Here is a 17,298-nt window from a genome sequence, read left to right as displayed (position 1 = left end):
TGTTCCAAATGTATAATGCACTGAAATAATTATCCTTATGAAGAGTTGTGATTTTCATTGCATAGTTTTATGTAAAATCATGTAATGGCGTTGTTAATCAGGTTTTTAATTGTGGTTTTAGAAATATATTTATTAATTTTGACTTGATAAACGCCAAAATTTAATTATAATGTATACGCCAATAAACCAGTGGGCAGAAGATGATCGTCCACGTGAAAAGTTTTTGTTAAAAGGAAAATCTTCTTTATCCGATTCGGAACTTTTAGCCATACTTATCGGTTCGGGTTCTCGCAACGAAAGCGCTGTGCAACTTTGTCAACGAATTCTATTCAGTACACAAAATAATCTTAATCTTCTCGGTAAACTTTCGGTACAACAATTAATGAATTTTAAAGGGATAGGTGAGGCAAAAGCAATTGCAATTGCTGCGGCTATGGAATTAGGCCGACGTCGTAGAGATGAAGAATTCATGGAACTCAAAAAAATCACTTCTAGTAAAGCTGTTTTTGAAATTATGCAACCTATAATTGGTGAATTATTACACGAAGAGTTTTGGGTATTATACCTAAACAATTCCAATAAAGTGGTGTATAAAAGTCAAATCAGTAAAGGAGGTTTAACAGGTACGGTTGTAGATACGCGAATTGTTTTCAAAATGGCTTTAGAATACAATGCAACTGCTATAATACTATCGCATAACCACCCATCAGGTAAATTACAAGCTAGTGAAGCCGATAAGCAAATTACCACAAAATTACGTGATGCAGGAAATAATTTGGATATTCAAGTTTTGGATCATGTTATAATAACCGAAAAAGCCTACTTTAGCTTTGTAGACGAAGGAATTTTTTAGAAAACATTAAGAGAATTTTCTGTTCAATTTGTTATCTTGCAGCACCTTAAAAATAAAGCGTATCAAACATGATAAGCACCAAGAATATTACATTTTCATATAGTAAAGAACAGTCTTTTATTTTTCCTGATTTGCATTGTGATGCTGGTAACACTATTCTTATCACTGGAGATTCTGGAAAAGGTAAAACAACCTATTTGCACATTTTAGCAGGTTTGTTACGTCCAACTTCTGGTTCTATAGAAATCGACAAAACGGATATCGTTTCATTGTCTGAACATAAGAATGATAAATATAGAGGGCAAAATATTGGCTTAGTACTTCAAAAGTCGCATTTTGTTAGTGCTTTAACGGTTTTGGAAAATTTAGAAATGGCGAGTTGGTTGGCTAATGGTAAAAAAAATACAGAGCGCGCTAAGAAACTTTTAAACGAGTTGAATATTGCCAATCAAGCGAATAAACTACCAAGTCAGTTAAGTATTGGTCAGCAGCAACGTGTTTCTATCGCTAGAGCATTGATGAACGAACCAAAAGTGCTTTTGGCAGATGAACCAACTTCAAGTTTGGACGATAAAAATGCAGAAACGGTAATTCGGCTTTTGACCGATTTATCAAAAGAGTATAAAACGGCATTAGTAATAGTAACGCATGATAGTCGTATTAAAGAAAAGTTTACTAACAAATTAACGCTGATCTAAAATGATAATAAAATTAGCATGGCGTAACATTTGGTTTAAGCCGTTAAATACCATATTGAGTATAATTCTATTAACTTCTAGTGTAGCGATTATCACTATTTTGATTTTGCTAGAAAAGCAATTTGAAGAGAAATTTAGCGACAATATCGACGGGGTTGATTTGGTTTTAGGAGCACAAGGAAGTCCTTTGCAATTGATTTTATCTTCAGTTTATCAAGTGGATGCTCCTACAGGAAATATCAATTACGATTCTGCAAAAGTATGGATGCAGCATCCGTATGTAAAAAAAGCAATTCCATTAGCCTTTGGTGATAATTATAGAGGGTATAAAATTCTTGGAACAACTCCAGATTATTTGGAAAAATATAATGCTAAAATAGCAGATGGTCGTGTTTTCCAAAAAAACTTTGAAGTGGTTTTAGGGGGAGAAATGGCTGAAAAATTGAATTTAAGAGTAGGAGATGAATTTTTTGGTTCTCATGGCGATGCTGCTGAAGGTGAAGTGCATGATCATTATTCTTACAAGGTTGTAGGTATTGCAGCTGTAACAGGAAAAGTTGTCGATAACCTAATTTTGTGTACCATCCCAAGTGTTTGGCAGATGCACGGTGGTCATGAAGCGCATGAAAATCCTGCTCACGGCGAAGAAGGGCATGTGCATGAAGAAGGTGATGATCACGAGCATCATGTAGAAGCAGATATGACTTTGGACGAAAAAGGGATGGATATTACGGCGGTACTTTTACAAATCCGTAATCCTATGGCAAAGTTAACTTGGCAACGTATTATTCCTCAAAACACAAAAATGCAAGCAGCTTCACCGGCATTAGAAATCAACCGGTTGTTTTCTTTGTTTGGGATTGGAATTGATGCGCTACGTTACCTTGCTTATGTAATAATGCTCATTTCAGGGATATCAATTTTTATTGCGTTGTTTAACACCTTAAAAGAACGTAAAAATGAGTTTGCCTTATTACGTGTGAATGGAGCTGAAAGATTCCAACTTTTAAAATTGGTTATGATTGAAAGTATATTACTTTGTGTGGTAGGTTTTCTTTTTGGTACGATTTTGGGTAGAGTAGGGTTGGTTTTGATATCAAATTCAGCCGAACAAGATTTTAAATTAAGTTTCAATCCGTATGAGTTTTTATGGAAAAAGGAGGGGGTATTATTAGCCTTGACGCTTTTAGTAGGAGTTGTTGCCGCACTTATTCCAGCAGTAAAAGCATACCGATTAAATATTTCAAAAACATTAGCAAATGCATAATTATATTAAAATTTCTATAGCTTTAGTAGTAGCTGTTTTCTTCTTTAGTTTTAATGTTAAAGAGGAAAAGTTAAAAGTAAATATGAACAACAAGTATGATACTGAACTTACAGTAGCCGATACTTTAACGTGGAGTTTATTAGCTAAAATTGATTACCGAAATAAACCCGATAAAACATACGGAGAGGTGATGTTTCCCATCATTAATCCGAAATTGAAAGCCATGCAAGGTAAGCCAATTGTTATTAGTGGTTTTATTATTCCTATCGATAATAAGAATTATGCGATAAGTAAAAATGTTTTTGCCGCATGTTTCTTCTGTGGGAAATCTGGACCTGAAACGATTATGGGGATAAAATTTAAAGGGGAAACTCCAAAGTTAAAAACCGATCAATATGTAACCATGAAAGGGACGTTTCGTTATAATGATAGCGATGTCGAAGATTGGATTTATCATATCGAAAACGCTGTTATTACACAAGGAAATTAATTTAGAGCCCATTTTTGGGCTTTTTTTAAAGCATTTAATTTGAAGTTATTTTTGTTAATCTTTAAATTAAATTAAAAGGAAGAGTTTTACCAATGCATTTTAAAAATAAAAAACATCTCTTTTTTGATTTGGATCATACGCTTTGGGATTTTGATAGAAATTCTGAAGTTGCTTTTGAAACAATTTTCAAAAAGCATGATTTTAAATTTTCTATTCAAGATTTTTTAAAACATTATATTCCGCGGAATCAACATTATTGGAAGTTATTTCAAGTTGATAGAATTTCGCATCAAGAATTGCGTTACTATCGTTTGAAAGATGTTTTTGATACCTTAAATGTTGAGGTTTCAAAGGAAACTGTTGACTCTCTTTCTGATGATTATATAGCACAATTGCCCAATAGTAATCACTTGTTTGATGGTACAATTGAACTTTTAGAATATCTTCAAACCAAATACGATTTGCATATCATTACAAATGGACTTCACTTTGTTCAAGATATAAAAATGAAAAATGCTAAAATTAACCATTATTTCAAAACAGTAACCAATTCTGAAACCGCAGGAGTTAAAAAACCGCACCCTTCTATATTTGATTTTGCATTATCTTTGGCTAAAGCATCTAAGGCAGAAAGTATTATGATTGGCGACAGTTATGAAGCGGATGTTTTAGGCGCTTTAGATTTTGGTATGGATGCTATCTTTTTTAATGCTGAGAATATTACAATCGAGAATCCTGTATTTCAAGTCAACCATTTATTAGAACTTAAAAAAATATTTTAATATGAAACGTGTTTTATTTTTATTCCTAATCTGTTTTTCGTTGTCAACTGTAGGACAAGAGAATTATGAGAGCATCATTGTTCCAAGTCAATTTTCTTTTTTCAAAGAGGCGAATAAATTTAATTTAAATGCTTTAACGAAATCTTTTTTTGAAGCGGAAGGATATACCGTTTTTTACGATACAGATAATTTACCTCGTGGCATTGCGAGTGATCGTTGTCAAGCATTATTAGCCGATGTGATTGAAAGTAATACTATGTTTAAAACAATAGTAAAAGTCGTTATTAAAGATTGTACCAATAAAGTAATTTATGAAAGTATAGAGTCAGAATCAAGAGAGAAAGATCTTCAGAAAGCGTATACAATAACTTTAAGAGACGCATTGTCGTCGATGAAAGGCAAAGTGCAATTTAAAAAAGAGCAGGTATCCGTTACTAATCCAGTAAAAACAGCTAGTGTTGTTGCAACTGAAACTGTTGTAAGTGTGAAAAATGAGAATCAACTTTTTGCTATTCCTACTGCGGTAGGGTATAAATTAGTAGATGCTCAACCTGTTACTGTAATGGTTATTAGTAAAACATCTGTTTCTACTATTTATATTGCCGAAAAGGGAAAAACTTCAGGAGTACTTATACAAAAAGGAAGTGAATGGTTTTTCGAGTATTATCAAGAAGGGAAATTAATTTCTGAAAAAATGGATATTAAATTTTAATATCCATACTTATCTTTCCATCTGTTTTTTAAAAACTGACGTAATTCGCGTTCTCGGGCATTTTCACCAGGTTCAAAAAATGTAGTATTGGACAGTTCATTTGGTAAAAATTCTTGTTCTGCAAAATTGTTAGGGTACTCATGTGAATATTTGTATTCGTCCCCGTAACCTAATTCTTTCATGAGTTTAGTAGGAGCGTTACGCAAATGGATTGGGACAGGTAAATCTCCAGTTTGTTTTACCATTTGTTGCGCTCTACCTATAGCCATATAGCTCGCATTGCTTTTTGCCGAGCTAGCCAAGTAAATAGCGCATTGGCTTAAGATTATTCTGCTTTCAGGGTAGCCAATAGTAGTAACAGCTTGAAAGGTGTTGTTGGCCATAATTAAAGCCGTAGGATTTGCATTTCCGATATCTTCGCTTGCTAAAATTAGCATACGACGGGCAATAAATTTTACATCTTCACCACCTTCAATCATGCGTGCTAACCAATATACAGCGCCATTTGGATCACTACCGCGTATGGATTTAATGAAAGCCGATACTATGTCGTAATGTTGTTCGCCTGTTTTGTCATACAGTACAGTGTTTTTCTGTACCAATTGCATAACCTTTTCATTAGTAATAATGATATCATTTGCCTCTGAGGCATTAACGACAAGTTCAAAAATATTCAAAAGTTTACGACCATCACCTCCAGAAAGACGAAGTAAGGCTTCGGTTTCCTGTAGTTGAATATTCTTTGTTTTTAAAATTTCATCAGTGTTTATGGCACGATGTAAAAGTGATTCCAAATCATCTTTACTAAATGCATTCAAAATGTAAACCTGACATCTTGACAATAAAGCGGGAATAACTTCAAAACTTGGATTCTCAGTTGTAGCACCAATTAAGGTAACCCAACCTTTTTCGACAGCCGCTAAAAGTGAATCTTGTTGGGATTTGCTGAAACGGTGTATCTCGTCAATAAATAAGATAGGATTTTTAGCTGTGAATAATCCGCCACTTTGTTTGGCTTTTTCAATAACTTCACGAATATCTTTTACCCCCGAGTGTATAGCACTCAACTGGTAATATGGGCGTTTGCTTTCCTGAGCCATTATTTGGGCTAAGGTTGTTTTACCGGTACCCGGAGGGCCCCATAAAATTAAACTAGGAATAATTCCTTTTGCAATTTGGTGGGTAAGAGAACCTTGTTCACCTACAAGGTGTAATTGACTTACATATTCCGATAAGTGTTGAGGGCGAATTCTTTCTGCTAATGGTGCTTCCATGGAGTAAAATTACATTATTTTCAATTTTATAAAGAAGAAAAAGGTTTGAAAGTTTAATTTCAAACCTAGTTGTTAGAGGTATATATTTGCTTTAGTCACATTTAGCTGTGTTGTCGGTTAGTAATACATCTCGTGTGTTTTTTTGCACTGTAATTGCTGAAAACAAACTTAACAAGAACGACATACCATAGAATCCTTTTTCGCTTAATTCTAATTCAGCATTCCAAAGTCCGATAATCAAAAGAGTTATAGAAGCTATGGTGGTAAACCAACTGATTCCGTAATACATATCGGTTACCGGAATTCCTTCTGCTCTGTCTCTTACCGATTTTTGAACAGAAATTACAGCAAATAGACCGAACAATAAAATTGTAAAATAATAGCCTTTTTCATTTAATTCCATTTGAGCATTCCAAAGGCCAATGCAAAATGAAACCATTCCGGTTAGTAGTGAAATCCAAGCAGCACCTATGAAAGCACTTGTTGGTTTTTGAACTATTAAAATTTCTTTTGATTTTGTATTTGTTACTACTTCAGCACTGCTCACTTGATTTTTTTCCATAATGTTTTGATTTAAATTTCTAAAGCAAAGAAAGGAACTATGGAAAGGTCAAACAATGAACTTCGGTTAACAAAATAGCATGTAATTATATTTTTGAACGAATTCTACTTAGTGCCTGAGGCGTAATACCAATGTATGATGCTAAATATTTTTGAGGGATTTCTTGAATAAGTTTAGGCTGTTCTTTAAACAAATTCAAATAACGCTCTGTTGGAGAGTCTTTCATAAAACTCAATTCCCTTTTTGATTTATTCATAAAAAATTCTTCGGCAAAAACCCTTCCCATAGATTCTCCGCAATTTGTATTGTTGTAAATATCTTGTAAATCTTCTCGGGTGATAAATGTGACTTTAGATTTTGTTAGACTTTGAATACAAACGATACTTGGAGATTGGGTTAAAAAAGAAGAGTAACTACTGATTAATTTGTCTGGGAAACCAAAGTCTAAAGTGATATCTTTATCGGGTAGTTCAAGATAAATTCGAAAAACACCTTCTGCAATAAAATAGATATTTTGCTCAATACAATTCGATTTGATTAAGAACTCTTTCTTTTTAAAATCTTTTGTTTGAAGTTTTGAAGTGATATAGTTCCAATCTTTTTCAGAAATTGCCACTTTTTCATTTAGAATTGTTCGTAATTGATCCATTTAACGAGTAATGTTTGATATGGGACTAAAATAAAATCAATTTAGGAATATGACAAAAATTCACTTAAATATTTTTGGTCTTATCTTTGAAGGGAAGTAAGAATGAAAAAAATGAAACCTACACTCGAAAATCCATTTGTATTCTCACCATCGGTAGTGTTGTTACCTTTGTTATTTGTATTGTCACTTTGGATAGTTTTTTGGGTAGAGCAACATTTTCATATTAATTTGTCGCATTATGGAGTATACCCTAGAACGGGTTTTGGTGTTAAAGGTATTTTTTTTAGTGCTTTTTTACATGGTAACCTTGAACATTTAATCAATAACTCCTTAGCATTAGTAGTACTTTTGCCTGCTTTGCGTTTCTTTTATAGGGACCAAACTTTTACAGTATTAGTGTTTGGAATTCTATTTTCGGGTTTAGGGACATGGTTATTAGGAAGACCTAACTATCATATTGGAGCCAGTGGGTTAATTTATGCATTGGTGAGTTTTATTTTTTTTAAAGGCATTTTTACCAAATATTATCGTCTGGTAGCACTTTCTTTATTAATCGTAATATTGTATGGTGGAATGGTTTGGTATATGTTTCCAAAGGTTGATAATGCCGTTTCTTGGGAAGGGCACTTGAGTGGTTTTTTAACCGGTTTGGCTTTTGCTTTAGTTTTGAAAACTCCACAGTTTGCTAAGCCAATTCTTTATGAATGGGAGAAACCCGATTTTAATCCAGAAAACGACCCTTTTATTAAAAATTTCGATGAATTTGGGAATTTTAATCCACCACCAAAACCAGAAGATTCAATAAAGGAATACTTTACGTCTTCACTTAAAGTAATTTATGATTTTATCGGAATCAATAAAAAGCTATAGTATTCTATAGACGTTGTCTCAAAGCTTCATATAAAAATGCACCGCAAGCTACTGAAACGTTTAACGATTCGATAGTGCCATGCATGGGTAATTTAGCTTTTTCATCAACAATTTTTAAAACAGATGGATTTACACCTCTATCTTCGCTTCCCATTATAATCGCGATTCCTTGATTGAAGTCAATGTCGTAGATAAGATTATCTGTTTTTTCTGTAGCCGCAACAGTTTTGATATCGCTTGCTTGTAAAAAGAAAACAGCATCTTTAATATGATCAACTTTACAAATTGGAATGTTGAAAACAGCACCGGCTGAAGTTTTTACAGTGTCTCCGTTTACAGGAGCAGCTCCTTGTTTTTGGATAATAATTCCGTTGACACCAGTACATTCTGCTGTACGGATAATAGCGCCAAAATTACGAGCGTCTGATAATTGGTCTAAAATTAAGAATAATGGTTTTTTACCAGATTCAATAACGTTGGTAACCAAATCTTCTAAGTTATGAAAAGAAATAGGGGAGATGGTAGCTACAGCACCTTGATGGTTTTTTGAAGTCAAGCGATTTAATTTTTCTACAGGAACGTAAGAAAAATTAACGTTGTTTTTTTTCATCGTTTGCATCAACTCTTTCATTAAATCACCTTGAGCATCTTTTTGTAAAAATACTTTATCGATTTCAGTACCTGCTTGAATAGCCTCTATAATAGCTCTAATTCCAAAAATTTGATGTTCTCTTTCCATGATGCAAAAGTATAAAAAAACCACCTCAAATGAGGTGGTTTTAGAAATAACTATCAAATAAAATTAATTATAGTTCGTCTTCTAAGAATCCAGTTCTTTTATGACCAGCGAATTTGTAAATGTATCCTGGATCCCAGTCAAATTCCGCTTCAAAGTAAATACTGTCTACTGCGTGACCTCCAAAAGAAGTTGCTGCATTTTTTAGTATTTGACCATTCGTAACATGTACAGTACCACCTGTATATAGTTCTTCAGCATCAGGTTGGCCTGCAAATGTAAAGTTTTCAAAGCTATTTACTTGTACTTTACTTTTTATTTCCATCCAGCTATCATGGTCGTCAATCCAAAAATTTTCATCGTTGGAAGATGCGTTATATGTAGAAAATAAGTTGTAGTCTCCACCATATGCTGGGGTTACACCGTCATTTTCAAGGGCAATAATATGCCAATCACCTGCAAAAGCTTCCGTCGTGGTTCCTCCTGGATCAGTATCACCTGTTTCATCACATGAAACGAATACTGATAAAGTTAGTAAAACAATTAAGCTTTTTATATAATTTATCTTTCTCATATTATAAATATCTGTTTTTAAAGTTGAACTTGCGTTAATACTACGTCAAAGATATAACCTGCATCCCATTCTGTAGAAAAGCTTATAGTTGAATTTGCTGCATTAGGTGTCAAAGCGCTCATTATGCATGCACCTCCAAATCCACCCACTTCAAAAGCGGAATACGAAAAGTTATTTGTAGCAAAATCATTAACTGTTATAACAGCTCCTGTCGCTGCATAGCCTACTCCATATCCTCTGCCGATGTCGTAATAACCTCCAATACCATCCGAAATTTCATATGTTCCATCAGGATTCTCCCATATTAATACATACTCCATGTCGGTATATTGACCTGTTAAAACACCATTACGAGTTACAGTCGAGGTATACAATCCGGCTAAACCCAAAGATAAATCATCGTTTGTAGAAACAATTACAGTTCTAGTTGTAGTACCAGAAAAGCCATCTTGATTAGTTGCGCTATAAGTAATTGTGTAAATATCTGAAACATTTGTGTCTAAAGAGCTCCCGCCTTGGAAAAGCCCTTTAACTGAAGAAGTGTAAGGAATCTCAACACCATTTTCAGTTACAATCACTCCAGGGTCTTCAAACGTTCCTCCTGCGTCAACAACAACGGTTTCTTCTCCGATTAATTCAAACACAGGGTAATTGGTAACAAATGAAACATTATCTGTATCAGTAGAATCACAACTAGTGAAAAATGTTAGCCCTGTGAGGACAATAGTTAAAGTCAAAAATATTTTTTTCATACTATTTTTTTTTAAAATTAATTAACATCCCACCAAACTGGAGTTGTGATAGGTACTAATGCCGGTGCATTTTGGTTTCGTGTAATCACTCTGTTAGGAAAAACTACACGTTTAGGAAATAATCCACCGGTTGCTCCATTCCATGAATAAGTTATTTCGCCAGATACATAAGTAGGGTCATCTTGCGTTACAGTTGAAATAGACGGATATCCCGTTCTGTTTTGTTCAAAAAATGATTCAAAACCGTTTCCAGGAAAACTTGCTAACCATTTTTGTGTAATAATAGCCTTTAATTTGTCATCGAATGTGCCTGTTGTAGGGTATTCATATGATCCCCCAGCAGCTACAAAAGACGTTCCATCTAAATTAAATTTATTAAAGGCTTCTACAACAGCATCATCGTATAATGCTTTTGCTCCATTTCCACCATAATAACGTTCTAAAGCTTCAGCTTGTAGTAAATTACTTTCTTCTTTAGTTATAAAATAAACATCTGTTGTTGGAGAAAGTGTCACTATTGAAATTGCCGATTCTGATATAGAAGTATTCGTGTAGTAACCTTGATAAAGCGGTACTCCAGGACCGTAAAATTCATTTTTACGTGTATCTCCGTTATCATCCATAAAAGAATACATCGTATAACTTGCTCTTAGGTTTTTTGGCGTATTTAATTGACGTCTATCGGTTTCGTAAAGTGGATTACTTCTATTTGCTTCGTCGATAAAACCTGTTATTCTAGCATCTTTATCTAAGAATTGTGCTCCGTTATCAAATAATTCCTTTATACCATTTTCGGCAAGATCAGGATTTGCTTCTGTTTGCCTCATGTATAATCGCAATAAAACTGTATTTGCAAATTTAGTCCAATCAGTCATTACACCTTCGAAAAGGAAGTCATCAACACCAGGGGTTTCACCCATTGAAGCTGATAAATCTTTTGATAGAGCATCTTTAAGGTCAGCAATCATTAACCCATAAGTTTCCGCTCCTGATAGAAAATGAGGTTGCAAAATTTCTTGATTATTAGACTCCAAATAAGGAGTTTGATCATATAAATCAGACATTATCTGAGATGCATATATTTCTAAAGTTGTAGCCATCAAATAATAATTCCAGTTTCCTTCAGCCTCTGCTCTTTGCTTCACTTCTTTAATGTCTCCAAGCGCATCATACATTGCTGTCCAACCATTTTCATAATCAAAGCTTCCAATTATATAAGTGTCGATTTCTGTGTATTGATTAGATGCGTTACTCTGGGTCCAAAATTGTGACCAGAATCCACCAATCAGTGCATAATATGATCCTTGCGCTCCAGCGACACCTACCATTCCTGCCGGAAGTTGTTTTGATAACGGTACTCCACCTGGATTCAAGGTGTCTGGATCTTGATTAATATCAAACTTGTCATCACATGAAAATGTAATGAAGGCAATTGATAGTAAGGTTAAAATTGTTTTTTTCATAATGCTATTTTTTAAAAAGATAATCTTAAGAAACCACCGAAACTTCTTTGTGCAGGATTTGATCTAAATTCTGCGAACTCGCTTGCAATTCCCTGTCCATAAGTTGAAACTTCTGGATCTACATAAGGGTTGTCTCCAGGTGTCCATAGAAATAAGTTTTTACCATAAACTCCAAATGCTACTTTACTTAATCCCATTTGATCTACTATTTTAGATGGTAAATTGTAAGTAAAGTTAAGGTCTCTTAAACGTACAAATGTTTTGTCTATTAAATGCGTTCTTTCAATTCCAGGATTTTTGTTAGTTGCATAAAAATCCGTAATCAAGCCATATTCAATAGGAGTTGTATTTTCACTGTATCCTGTTACATTTCCATCTACATCTGTAACTTCATTTACAGAATTAGGGATAATGAATGGATTTCTATCGTTATACGTAGTTTCAATACCATTACCTGTAAAGTGAGACAAACGTTTAGTATTTGAATACATTAATCCACCTTCTTTCCAATCGAAGGCAAAATTCATGCTAAAGTTTTTGTAAGTGAACATATTCTGAAGTCCCATTACGAAATCTCTTTGTCCGTTACCAAGGTATTGACCTGGTTCAGTTTCGTAATATCCAGTTTCTGGGTTTACTACATATTGTCCATCAGCAGTCATTTTAGGAGCGTCTCCATAATAAGAACCAATAGGTTTTCCCTCAACTGCTACAATGTTAATGCCGTAAGCACTATTAATCAATACTTGATCCAATCCTTCCGCAGTTCTAGTTACTTCATTGTCATTTTTGGTAAAAGTATAATTCATTGTCCAAGAGAAATTATCATTTTGTATTGGTATAAATGAAGCGGATAATTCGATTCCTTTGTTTACTAAGTCAGCAAAATTGCCGTTAATAAATCCGAAACCAGTAGAAGGGTCAACCGGTTGTTGTAATATCAAATCTACTGTTTTTCTGTGGTATAATGAAACATCAAAAGTGATTCTTTTGTTAAATAAACTTCCTTCTACTCCGAATTCAGTTTCAGTGGTTCGTTCAGGTTTAAGTTCTTGATTTCCTATTTGAGGTCCAAATTCAAAGTAGTTTAATCCACCAAATGGAGCATTTATGTTACCAAAATAAGCATTTGCTGTAGATTGTGTTAGAGAAGCATTAGTCGCATAAGGATTAGTATCATTAGCAACTTGTGAAATTGCAGCTCTTAATTTTAAAAATGTAGAGTTGTTTTGAATGGCAATTGCACTTAAAGAAGCAGCTGGATAGAAATAACTGTTGTTCTCTAATGGAAGTGTAGAAGTAAAATCATTTCTACCGCTTAATGTTAGATAGAATAATGAATTGTAACTTAGTTCAGCCTGCCCATAAAAACCTAAAGTTCTTCTCAAACTATTTGCTTGTGCTAAATTTGGAAATGCAGCACTATTTGTTAATTCATAATAGTTAGGTATGTCTAAGTTTGTAATTGATGCACCTAAAAAGTCTGATTCTCTTTGGTTGTAGTTGGTTCCTGCTAATAAATTTAAATTAAATTTTTCTGATAAATCTGTATTGTAATTCAAATTGAAAAAAGTATCAAATTGTGTTCTCTGAATTTGATTTTCTGTGACACCACCAACTGTTTCAGTGTTTCCATCATTAGGCGAACCATCTTCAAAACGCATGATAGCTCCCCAAGATTTAACTCTTTCATTTTGAACGTTACCACCTATTTGCCAAGTAGCACTTAATTTAGATGTTAAATTATAATTTAAATTGATGTTTCCATAAATGGTGTTGCTTTTAATTTTGATTCCATTTTCATTTAGAGCAAAATATGGATTTCCTGCATAAGGAGTGTAAAAGTAACTTGGGGAATTAAATGGATTGTTAGTGTAATCTGCTAAATCAACAACACTGATGTCTCTTGGGATTTGTAATAATTCTTCCATCATAGTTGTACCTTCACTCGCTTGATCTCCTTGGCCAGCAGCAACTGCATTTTGATCGATGTTTGAATAGTTGATCGCAGCACGTACAGAAAGTTTGTCATTTTTAATACCTCCGTTGAAACCAAGTGTTCTTTTTAAATATTGATCTGCGTTAGTAGGTATGATACCATCGCTACTTAAATTAGTAAATGCTAATGAAAAATCTGAGTTTTTGCCACCTTTACTAATGTTTATAGAGTTAGTGTTTGTGTTTCCTCTTCTGAAAAAGTCTCTGATATTGTCTTCTAATGCCACATAAGGTTTTACTTGTTGTGAATTATTGTAAATATTTCCCCAAGGGCGTAATTCGCCGTTGAATTTAGGACCCCAAGAACCATTTTCGTTACTGACAGTTGTTCCTCCGTTTGAATAGCCTTCACCATTCCAGCCTTGTCCAAATTCATTCTGTAAATGAGGTACACGAGACACCTCACTAAAGTCGGTAGTAGTAACGATATCTATATTGATTTTTGATTCGTCTTTTCCTTTTTTAGTGGTAACTATAAAAACACCATTTGCGGCTCTGGATCCGTATAGCGCAGTAGCAGCTGCTCCACGAAGTACAGTAATACTTTCAATGTTATTCGGGTCTAATGCGTTTATACCACTACCAGCATCGTATGATCTTTCAATCGATCCATTACTGCTCGAGTTGTTTAATAAAGGAGTACCATCCACAATGTATAAAGGGTCGTTGGATTGAGTTACAGAACCTATACCTCTTATAATTACACGTGTAGAAGCTCCTGGTTGGGCAGGTGCGCTGATGTCTACCCCGGCAATTTTACCTGATAGTGACTCTAATGGGTTATTGTTAACAACGTTTGTAATTTGTTCTTTGTCTACGGTAGTTGTAGCGTAACCAAGAGCTTTTTTTTCTCTTTTAATTCCTAAAGCGGTAACAACTACCCCTTCAAGCTCTTGAACATCTTCTTTCATGGAGATGTTAATAGAGCCTGATGTTACTTTAACTTCTTGAGTTATCATACTCACGTAGCTAAAGACTAAAGTGGCACCTTCCTTTGTGTCTAATTTGTAATTTCCATCAAAGTCAGTTTGAGTTCCATTACTTGTGCCTTTTTCTAAAACTGAAACACCAGGTAGTGGCAGTCCACTTTGATCGGTGACAATCCCAGAAACGGTCTTGATCTGGGCAAAAGCGAAATGCCCAAATAACACTAATAGTAGTGTTATAAATCCGTTAATTTTTGATCTCATATTAGTAAATTTGAATTAGTTAAATCAAATTTGTAAAAAAATAATATCAAATCCTAATTTAATGTTAAATTTTTTGGGTTTTTAACACATGTTTGTTTAAAAAAAAGTTTTAAATGAAATGTGAACTATAGAGTTTGATAGTCTTGCAGGTTGTTTTTCGGTACTACCATTAGCATAAGCTAAATTGAATAGTCCATTTTTTGTAAGTAATCCAAATCCAAAACCCAACCCAAGGAGTTTGTCTTGTAAATTATTTGTTTTGTCTTGGAAATAACCGAAATCACTTATAGAGTGAATGTATAGGTTTGATGCAAGTTGGTATTTGTATTCTAAGAATATTCCTGTAAAGAAATTGGCTTGTAAACTATTTTCTCTAAAACCTCTAATTGAGTTTGTGCCACCAAAGCGGTGAAGTTCATTGATAATGTAATTTTGGCTATCGAGATAAAAGGTTTGATTTTGTAAACTGATGGTGTTTTTTGGATTCAAATAAAAATTATGATTTAAATTTAAAAGGTTGTAAAATTGATTCGTTTTTACTCCAGTTATGGTTCGGTTTCCTAATCCAAATTTCAGAGAAAAGTTTGTTTTTTCAGGGAAAAGATAATTACTGTTATTGCGTTTAGAGTATTCGTAACTGATGTTGTAAAATCTATTTTTGTAATTGTTTAAAGAAATACTATTTGCATTTTGTATGTCGATGGATGTTGTCGACTGTATTCCTAGGTATATTTTTTGGTTATAGGTAAGGTAATATCCTAAGTTGAATTCAGATTTTGTGTTTTGAAAAGTGCTGTCTTGCTTAAATATGTTCAGATTGGCCTTAATGCCTAGTGGAGATTTAAATATATAGGGTATTTCAGCTCCAAGATTAAACGAAGTTTGTTGTTTGCCATCATTTTTCCAGAACAAGTTAAATTTCTCTCCTCCATTTAGAATATTTTGAAGATTTAAATCGAGATAGCCATTAAAAACTAATTTGTTGTTTTCATCATTTGCAAACCCTATGAATCCATCAAATTTGTTTGGACGTGCTTTCTCTACATAGGTGTAAACCTTTGTTGCTTCTTCGGTAAATAATATTTCTGGGTATTTGGTTTGTGTAACAAATGGGAATTGGTTAAAATCAGCGTATATTTCGTCAACTAATTTTTGATTGAAAGTTCTGTTTTTAAGTTTTCGTTTCCAGTTATGCTTTATGTTTTTAGGGAATTTATCATATCCTAATATCACAATGTTGTTTATAGTTCTTATAGTATTCAAATGAATTGTTAAAGTAGAATATAAAATATTTTTTCTTGTATTTTGTTCGGTCAGTTTAAGTTTTGCTAAAGCATATCCATTTGCTTCGAGTAGTTGTGTTTTTTGAAGCATCCAATTTTCGATCTCACCTATAGGGAATTTTAATGTATCGTTTTCTAAAGCTAAAAGTTGTTTTTTTTCTGCAGAAATGCTACCTATATATATATGTATATCTTTTGTTCGATTTCCAAGTTGGTATTTTAATACAAATAAGCTGTCGTTAATTTTCTTTTCAGAGAGTAATTGGTTTTCAAAAAAACCATTATTGATGATTTTTTTCTCAAAAAGTTTTTTTGTTTCCAATAGTGAGTTTACGGTTTCATGTTTTTCTTGGTAACCAATACTGTCGATTGCTTTGGATTCTAAAACGGAATTGCCTTCGATTTTCAGTGTAAATCGCTGAGCAATAGAGAATTGTGTAATGAATAATATGAAGAAAAATATGTGTTTTTTCATGGTTATAAAGAAACGTAAAAAAATAGAAATAATTTTAAAATAGAGGAAGGGAGTGTTTTTTTATTCTTTAAGGCTTGTCTTTGTTGTTTTAAGGAATTTTTTCTCAAAGTGCTAAATGGTATGATTTCTTTTGAAAAGAATTTAATTGTCTTGAAAATAAATAAATTAGGTTTGTTTTATAAAAAAGAATCACTACATTTGCACCCCCTAAATAGTGTTAGGGAGTTAAATTTATTAGTAATAATTATAAACAATTATGCCAACAATTCAACAATTAGTAAGAACTGGAAGAGCCAAAATAACTAAGAAGAGTAAATCGGCTGCTTTAGATTCTTGTCCTCAAAGAAGAGGGGTTTGTACGCGTGTTTATACTACAACGCCTAAAAAACCAAACTCGGCAATGCGTAAAGTTGCGCGTGTGCGTTTGACAAATGGTAATGAAGTAAATGCTTACATCCCAGGAGAAGGACACAATCTACAAGAGCACTCGATAGTATTAGTTAGAGGTGGAAGAGTAAAAGATTTACCAGGTGTACGATACCATATCGTACGTGGAGCATTAGACACTGCGGGTGTTGCGGGAAGAACACAACGTAGATCTAAGTATGGAGCTAAGCGTCCAAAACCAGGACAAGCATCTGCTGCAGCTGGAAAGAAAAAGTAATTTTTA

Annotated in this window: 17 protein-coding genes; 8 read left to right on the top strand and 9 right to left on the bottom strand. The window is 33.6% G+C overall.

Annotation, left to right across the window (positions count from 1 at the left end; translation table 11 throughout):
• Positions 1-169: 169 nt before the first annotated feature.
• The 6 genes from radC (at position 170) to ACFS5J_RS03675 (ending at position 4,802) form a co-directional block, all read left to right on the top strand.
• Entirely contained in the window at positions 170-853 is a 684-nt protein-coding gene (gene radC, locus ACFS5J_RS03700; protein WP_379810655.1) for a RadC family protein, read from the top strand.
• Between the two features lie 68 nt (positions 854-921).
• Positions 922-1,551: an ABC transporter ATP-binding protein gene (locus ACFS5J_RS03695; protein WP_379810654.1), complete on the top strand. Its 630-nt coding sequence runs from the start codon at positions 922-924 to the stop codon at positions 1,549-1,551.
• Between the two features lies 1 nt (position 1,552).
• Complete coding sequence (locus ACFS5J_RS03690) at positions 1,553-2,818, top strand: ABC transporter permease (protein WP_379810653.1); 1,266 nt, start codon at positions 1,553-1,555, stop codon at positions 2,816-2,818.
• Complete coding sequence (locus ACFS5J_RS03685) at positions 2,811-3,308, top strand: hypothetical protein (RefSeq protein WP_379810652.1); 498 nt, start codon at positions 2,811-2,813, stop codon at positions 3,306-3,308. The genes ACFS5J_RS03690 and ACFS5J_RS03685 overlap by 8 nt, the downstream gene beginning before the upstream one ends.
• 92 nt (positions 3,309-3,400) lie before the next feature.
• Positions 3,401-4,090 (top strand): YjjG family noncanonical pyrimidine nucleotidase, encoded by a 690-nt coding sequence (locus tag ACFS5J_RS03680; RefSeq protein ID WP_379810651.1) that lies wholly within the window; start codon positions 3,401-3,403, stop codon positions 4,088-4,090.
• Position 4,091: 1 nt separating this feature from the next.
• Complete coding sequence (locus ACFS5J_RS03675) at positions 4,092-4,802, top strand: hypothetical protein (protein WP_379810649.1); 711 nt, start codon at positions 4,092-4,094, stop codon at positions 4,800-4,802.
• Here ACFS5J_RS03675 and ACFS5J_RS03670 read toward each other — a convergent pair.
• From ACFS5J_RS03670 to ACFS5J_RS03660, 3 genes are all read right to left on the bottom strand, one after another.
• Positions 4,799-6,076 carry a replication-associated recombination protein A gene (locus ACFS5J_RS03670; protein WP_379810648.1) on the bottom strand — a complete coding sequence of 426 codons (1,278 nt, stop codon included), beginning with the start codon at positions 6,074-6,076 and terminating at the stop codon, positions 4,799-4,801. The two genes, ACFS5J_RS03675 and ACFS5J_RS03670, sit on opposite strands and share 4 nt — an antisense overlap.
• A gap of 91 nt (positions 6,077-6,167) precedes the next feature.
• Positions 6,168-6,638: an inner membrane protein YiaA gene (yiaA, locus tag ACFS5J_RS03665; protein WP_379810647.1), complete on the bottom strand. Its 471-nt coding sequence runs from the start codon at positions 6,636-6,638 to the stop codon at positions 6,168-6,170.
• An 85-nt stretch (positions 6,639-6,723) separates the two neighbouring features.
• Entirely contained in the window at positions 6,724-7,287 is a 564-nt protein-coding gene (locus tag ACFS5J_RS03660; protein ID WP_379810646.1) for a Crp/Fnr family transcriptional regulator, read from the bottom strand.
• A gap of 111 nt (positions 7,288-7,398) precedes the next feature.
• Between ACFS5J_RS03660 and ACFS5J_RS03655 the strand changes: the two genes are divergently transcribed.
• Positions 7,399-8,157, top strand: a complete 759-nt coding sequence (locus tag ACFS5J_RS03655; protein WP_379810645.1) for a rhomboid family intramembrane serine protease — start codon at positions 7,399-7,401, stop codon at positions 8,155-8,157.
• A gap of 4 nt (positions 8,158-8,161) precedes the next feature.
• Here the strand turns inward: ACFS5J_RS03655 and rlmB are convergent, their stop codons facing one another.
• The 6 genes from rlmB to ACFS5J_RS03625 form a co-directional block, all read right to left on the bottom strand.
• Positions 8,162-8,896, bottom strand: a complete 735-nt coding sequence (gene rlmB / locus ACFS5J_RS03650; protein ID WP_379810644.1) for a 23S rRNA (guanosine(2251)-2'-O)-methyltransferase RlmB — start codon at positions 8,894-8,896, stop codon at positions 8,162-8,164.
• Between the two features lie 67 nt (positions 8,897-8,963).
• Positions 8,964-9,467: a lipid-binding protein gene (locus tag ACFS5J_RS03645; protein ID WP_379810643.1), complete on the bottom strand. Its 504-nt coding sequence runs from the start codon at positions 9,465-9,467 to the stop codon at positions 8,964-8,966.
• 17 nt (positions 9,468-9,484) lie between these two features.
• Positions 9,485-10,219 (bottom strand): BT_2262 family domain-containing protein, encoded by a 735-nt coding sequence (locus ACFS5J_RS03640; RefSeq protein WP_379810642.1) that lies wholly within the window; start codon positions 10,217-10,219, stop codon positions 9,485-9,487.
• Between the two features lie 17 nt (positions 10,220-10,236).
• The gene (locus tag ACFS5J_RS03635; protein WP_379810641.1) at positions 10,237-11,682 is read right to left on the bottom strand and encodes a SusD/RagB family nutrient-binding outer membrane lipoprotein; all 1,446 of its coding nucleotides are present in this window, start codon (positions 11,680-11,682) and stop codon (positions 10,237-10,239) included.
• Between the two features lie 11 nt (positions 11,683-11,693).
• Complete coding sequence (locus tag ACFS5J_RS03630) at positions 11,694-14,870, bottom strand: SusC/RagA family TonB-linked outer membrane protein (protein ID WP_379810640.1); 3,177 nt, start codon at positions 14,868-14,870, stop codon at positions 11,694-11,696.
• 96 nt (positions 14,871-14,966) lie between these two features.
• Complete coding sequence (locus ACFS5J_RS03625) at positions 14,967-16,628, bottom strand: hypothetical protein (protein WP_379810639.1); 1,662 nt, start codon at positions 16,626-16,628, stop codon at positions 14,967-14,969.
• 256 nt (positions 16,629-16,884) lie between these two features.
• On the opposite strand from ACFS5J_RS03625, the gene rpsL reads away from it, so the two are divergent.
• Positions 16,885-17,292, top strand: coding sequence for a 30S ribosomal protein S12 (gene rpsL, locus ACFS5J_RS03620; protein WP_379810638.1), 408 nt, complete (start codon positions 16,885-16,887; stop codon positions 17,290-17,292).
• The last annotated feature ends 6 nt before the right edge of the window (positions 17,293-17,298 follow it).

Source organism: Flavobacterium chuncheonense (assembly GCF_042686145.1).
GTDB lineage: Bacteria > Bacteroidota > Bacteroidia > Flavobacteriales > Flavobacteriaceae > Flavobacterium > Flavobacterium chuncheonense.
This window is presented reverse-complemented; position numbering and strand designations above follow the sequence as displayed.

What these genes read in the sequence shown, in the direction of transcription:
- ACFS5J_RS03685 (WP_379810652.1), top strand. Translation starts at nt 2,811, where the DNA reads ATGCATAATTATATTAAAATTTCTATAGCTTTAGTAGTAGCTGTTTTC.
- ACFS5J_RS03630 (WP_379810640.1), bottom strand. Translation starts at nt 14,870, where the DNA reads ATGAGATCAAAAATTAACGGATTTATAACACTACTATTAGTGTTATTT.
- ACFS5J_RS03655 (WP_379810645.1), top strand. Translation starts at nt 7,399, where the DNA reads ATGAAACCTACACTCGAAAATCCATTTGTATTCTCACCATCGGTAGTG.
- ACFS5J_RS03675 (WP_379810649.1), top strand. Translation starts at nt 4,092, where the DNA reads ATGAAACGTGTTTTATTTTTATTCCTAATCTGTTTTTCGTTGTCAACT.
- ACFS5J_RS03640 (WP_379810642.1), bottom strand. Translation starts at nt 10,219, where the DNA reads ATGAAAAAAATATTTTTGACTTTAACTATTGTCCTCACAGGGCTAACA.
- ACFS5J_RS03645 (WP_379810643.1), bottom strand. Translation starts at nt 9,467, where the DNA reads ATGAGAAAGATAAATTATATAAAAAGCTTAATTGTTTTACTAACTTTA.
- yiaA (WP_379810647.1), bottom strand. Translation starts at nt 6,638, where the DNA reads ATGGAAAAAAATCAAGTGAGCAGTGCTGAAGTAGTAACAAATACAAAA.
- ACFS5J_RS03625 (WP_379810639.1), bottom strand. Translation starts at nt 16,628, where the DNA reads ATGAAAAAACACATATTTTTCTTCATATTATTCATTACACAATTCTCT.
- ACFS5J_RS03690 (WP_379810653.1), top strand. Translation starts at nt 1,553, where the DNA reads ATGATAATAAAATTAGCATGGCGTAACATTTGGTTTAAGCCGTTAAAT.
- ACFS5J_RS03680 (WP_379810651.1), top strand. Translation starts at nt 3,401, where the DNA reads ATGCATTTTAAAAATAAAAAACATCTCTTTTTTGATTTGGATCATACG.
- radC (WP_379810655.1), top strand. Translation starts at nt 170, where the DNA reads ATGTATACGCCAATAAACCAGTGGGCAGAAGATGATCGTCCACGTGAA.
- ACFS5J_RS03670 (WP_379810648.1), bottom strand. Translation starts at nt 6,076, where the DNA reads ATGGAAGCACCATTAGCAGAAAGAATTCGCCCTCAACACTTATCGGAA.
- ACFS5J_RS03660 (WP_379810646.1), bottom strand. Translation starts at nt 7,287, where the DNA reads ATGGATCAATTACGAACAATTCTAAATGAAAAAGTGGCAATTTCTGAA.
- ACFS5J_RS03635 (WP_379810641.1), bottom strand. Translation starts at nt 11,682, where the DNA reads ATGAAAAAAACAATTTTAACCTTACTATCAATTGCCTTCATTACATTT.
- rlmB (WP_379810644.1), bottom strand. Translation starts at nt 8,896, where the DNA reads ATGGAAAGAGAACATCAAATTTTTGGAATTAGAGCTATTATAGAGGCT.
- rpsL (WP_379810638.1), top strand. Translation starts at nt 16,885, where the DNA reads ATGCCAACAATTCAACAATTAGTAAGAACTGGAAGAGCCAAAATAACT.
- ACFS5J_RS03695 (WP_379810654.1), top strand. Translation starts at nt 922, where the DNA reads ATGATAAGCACCAAGAATATTACATTTTCATATAGTAAAGAACAGTCT.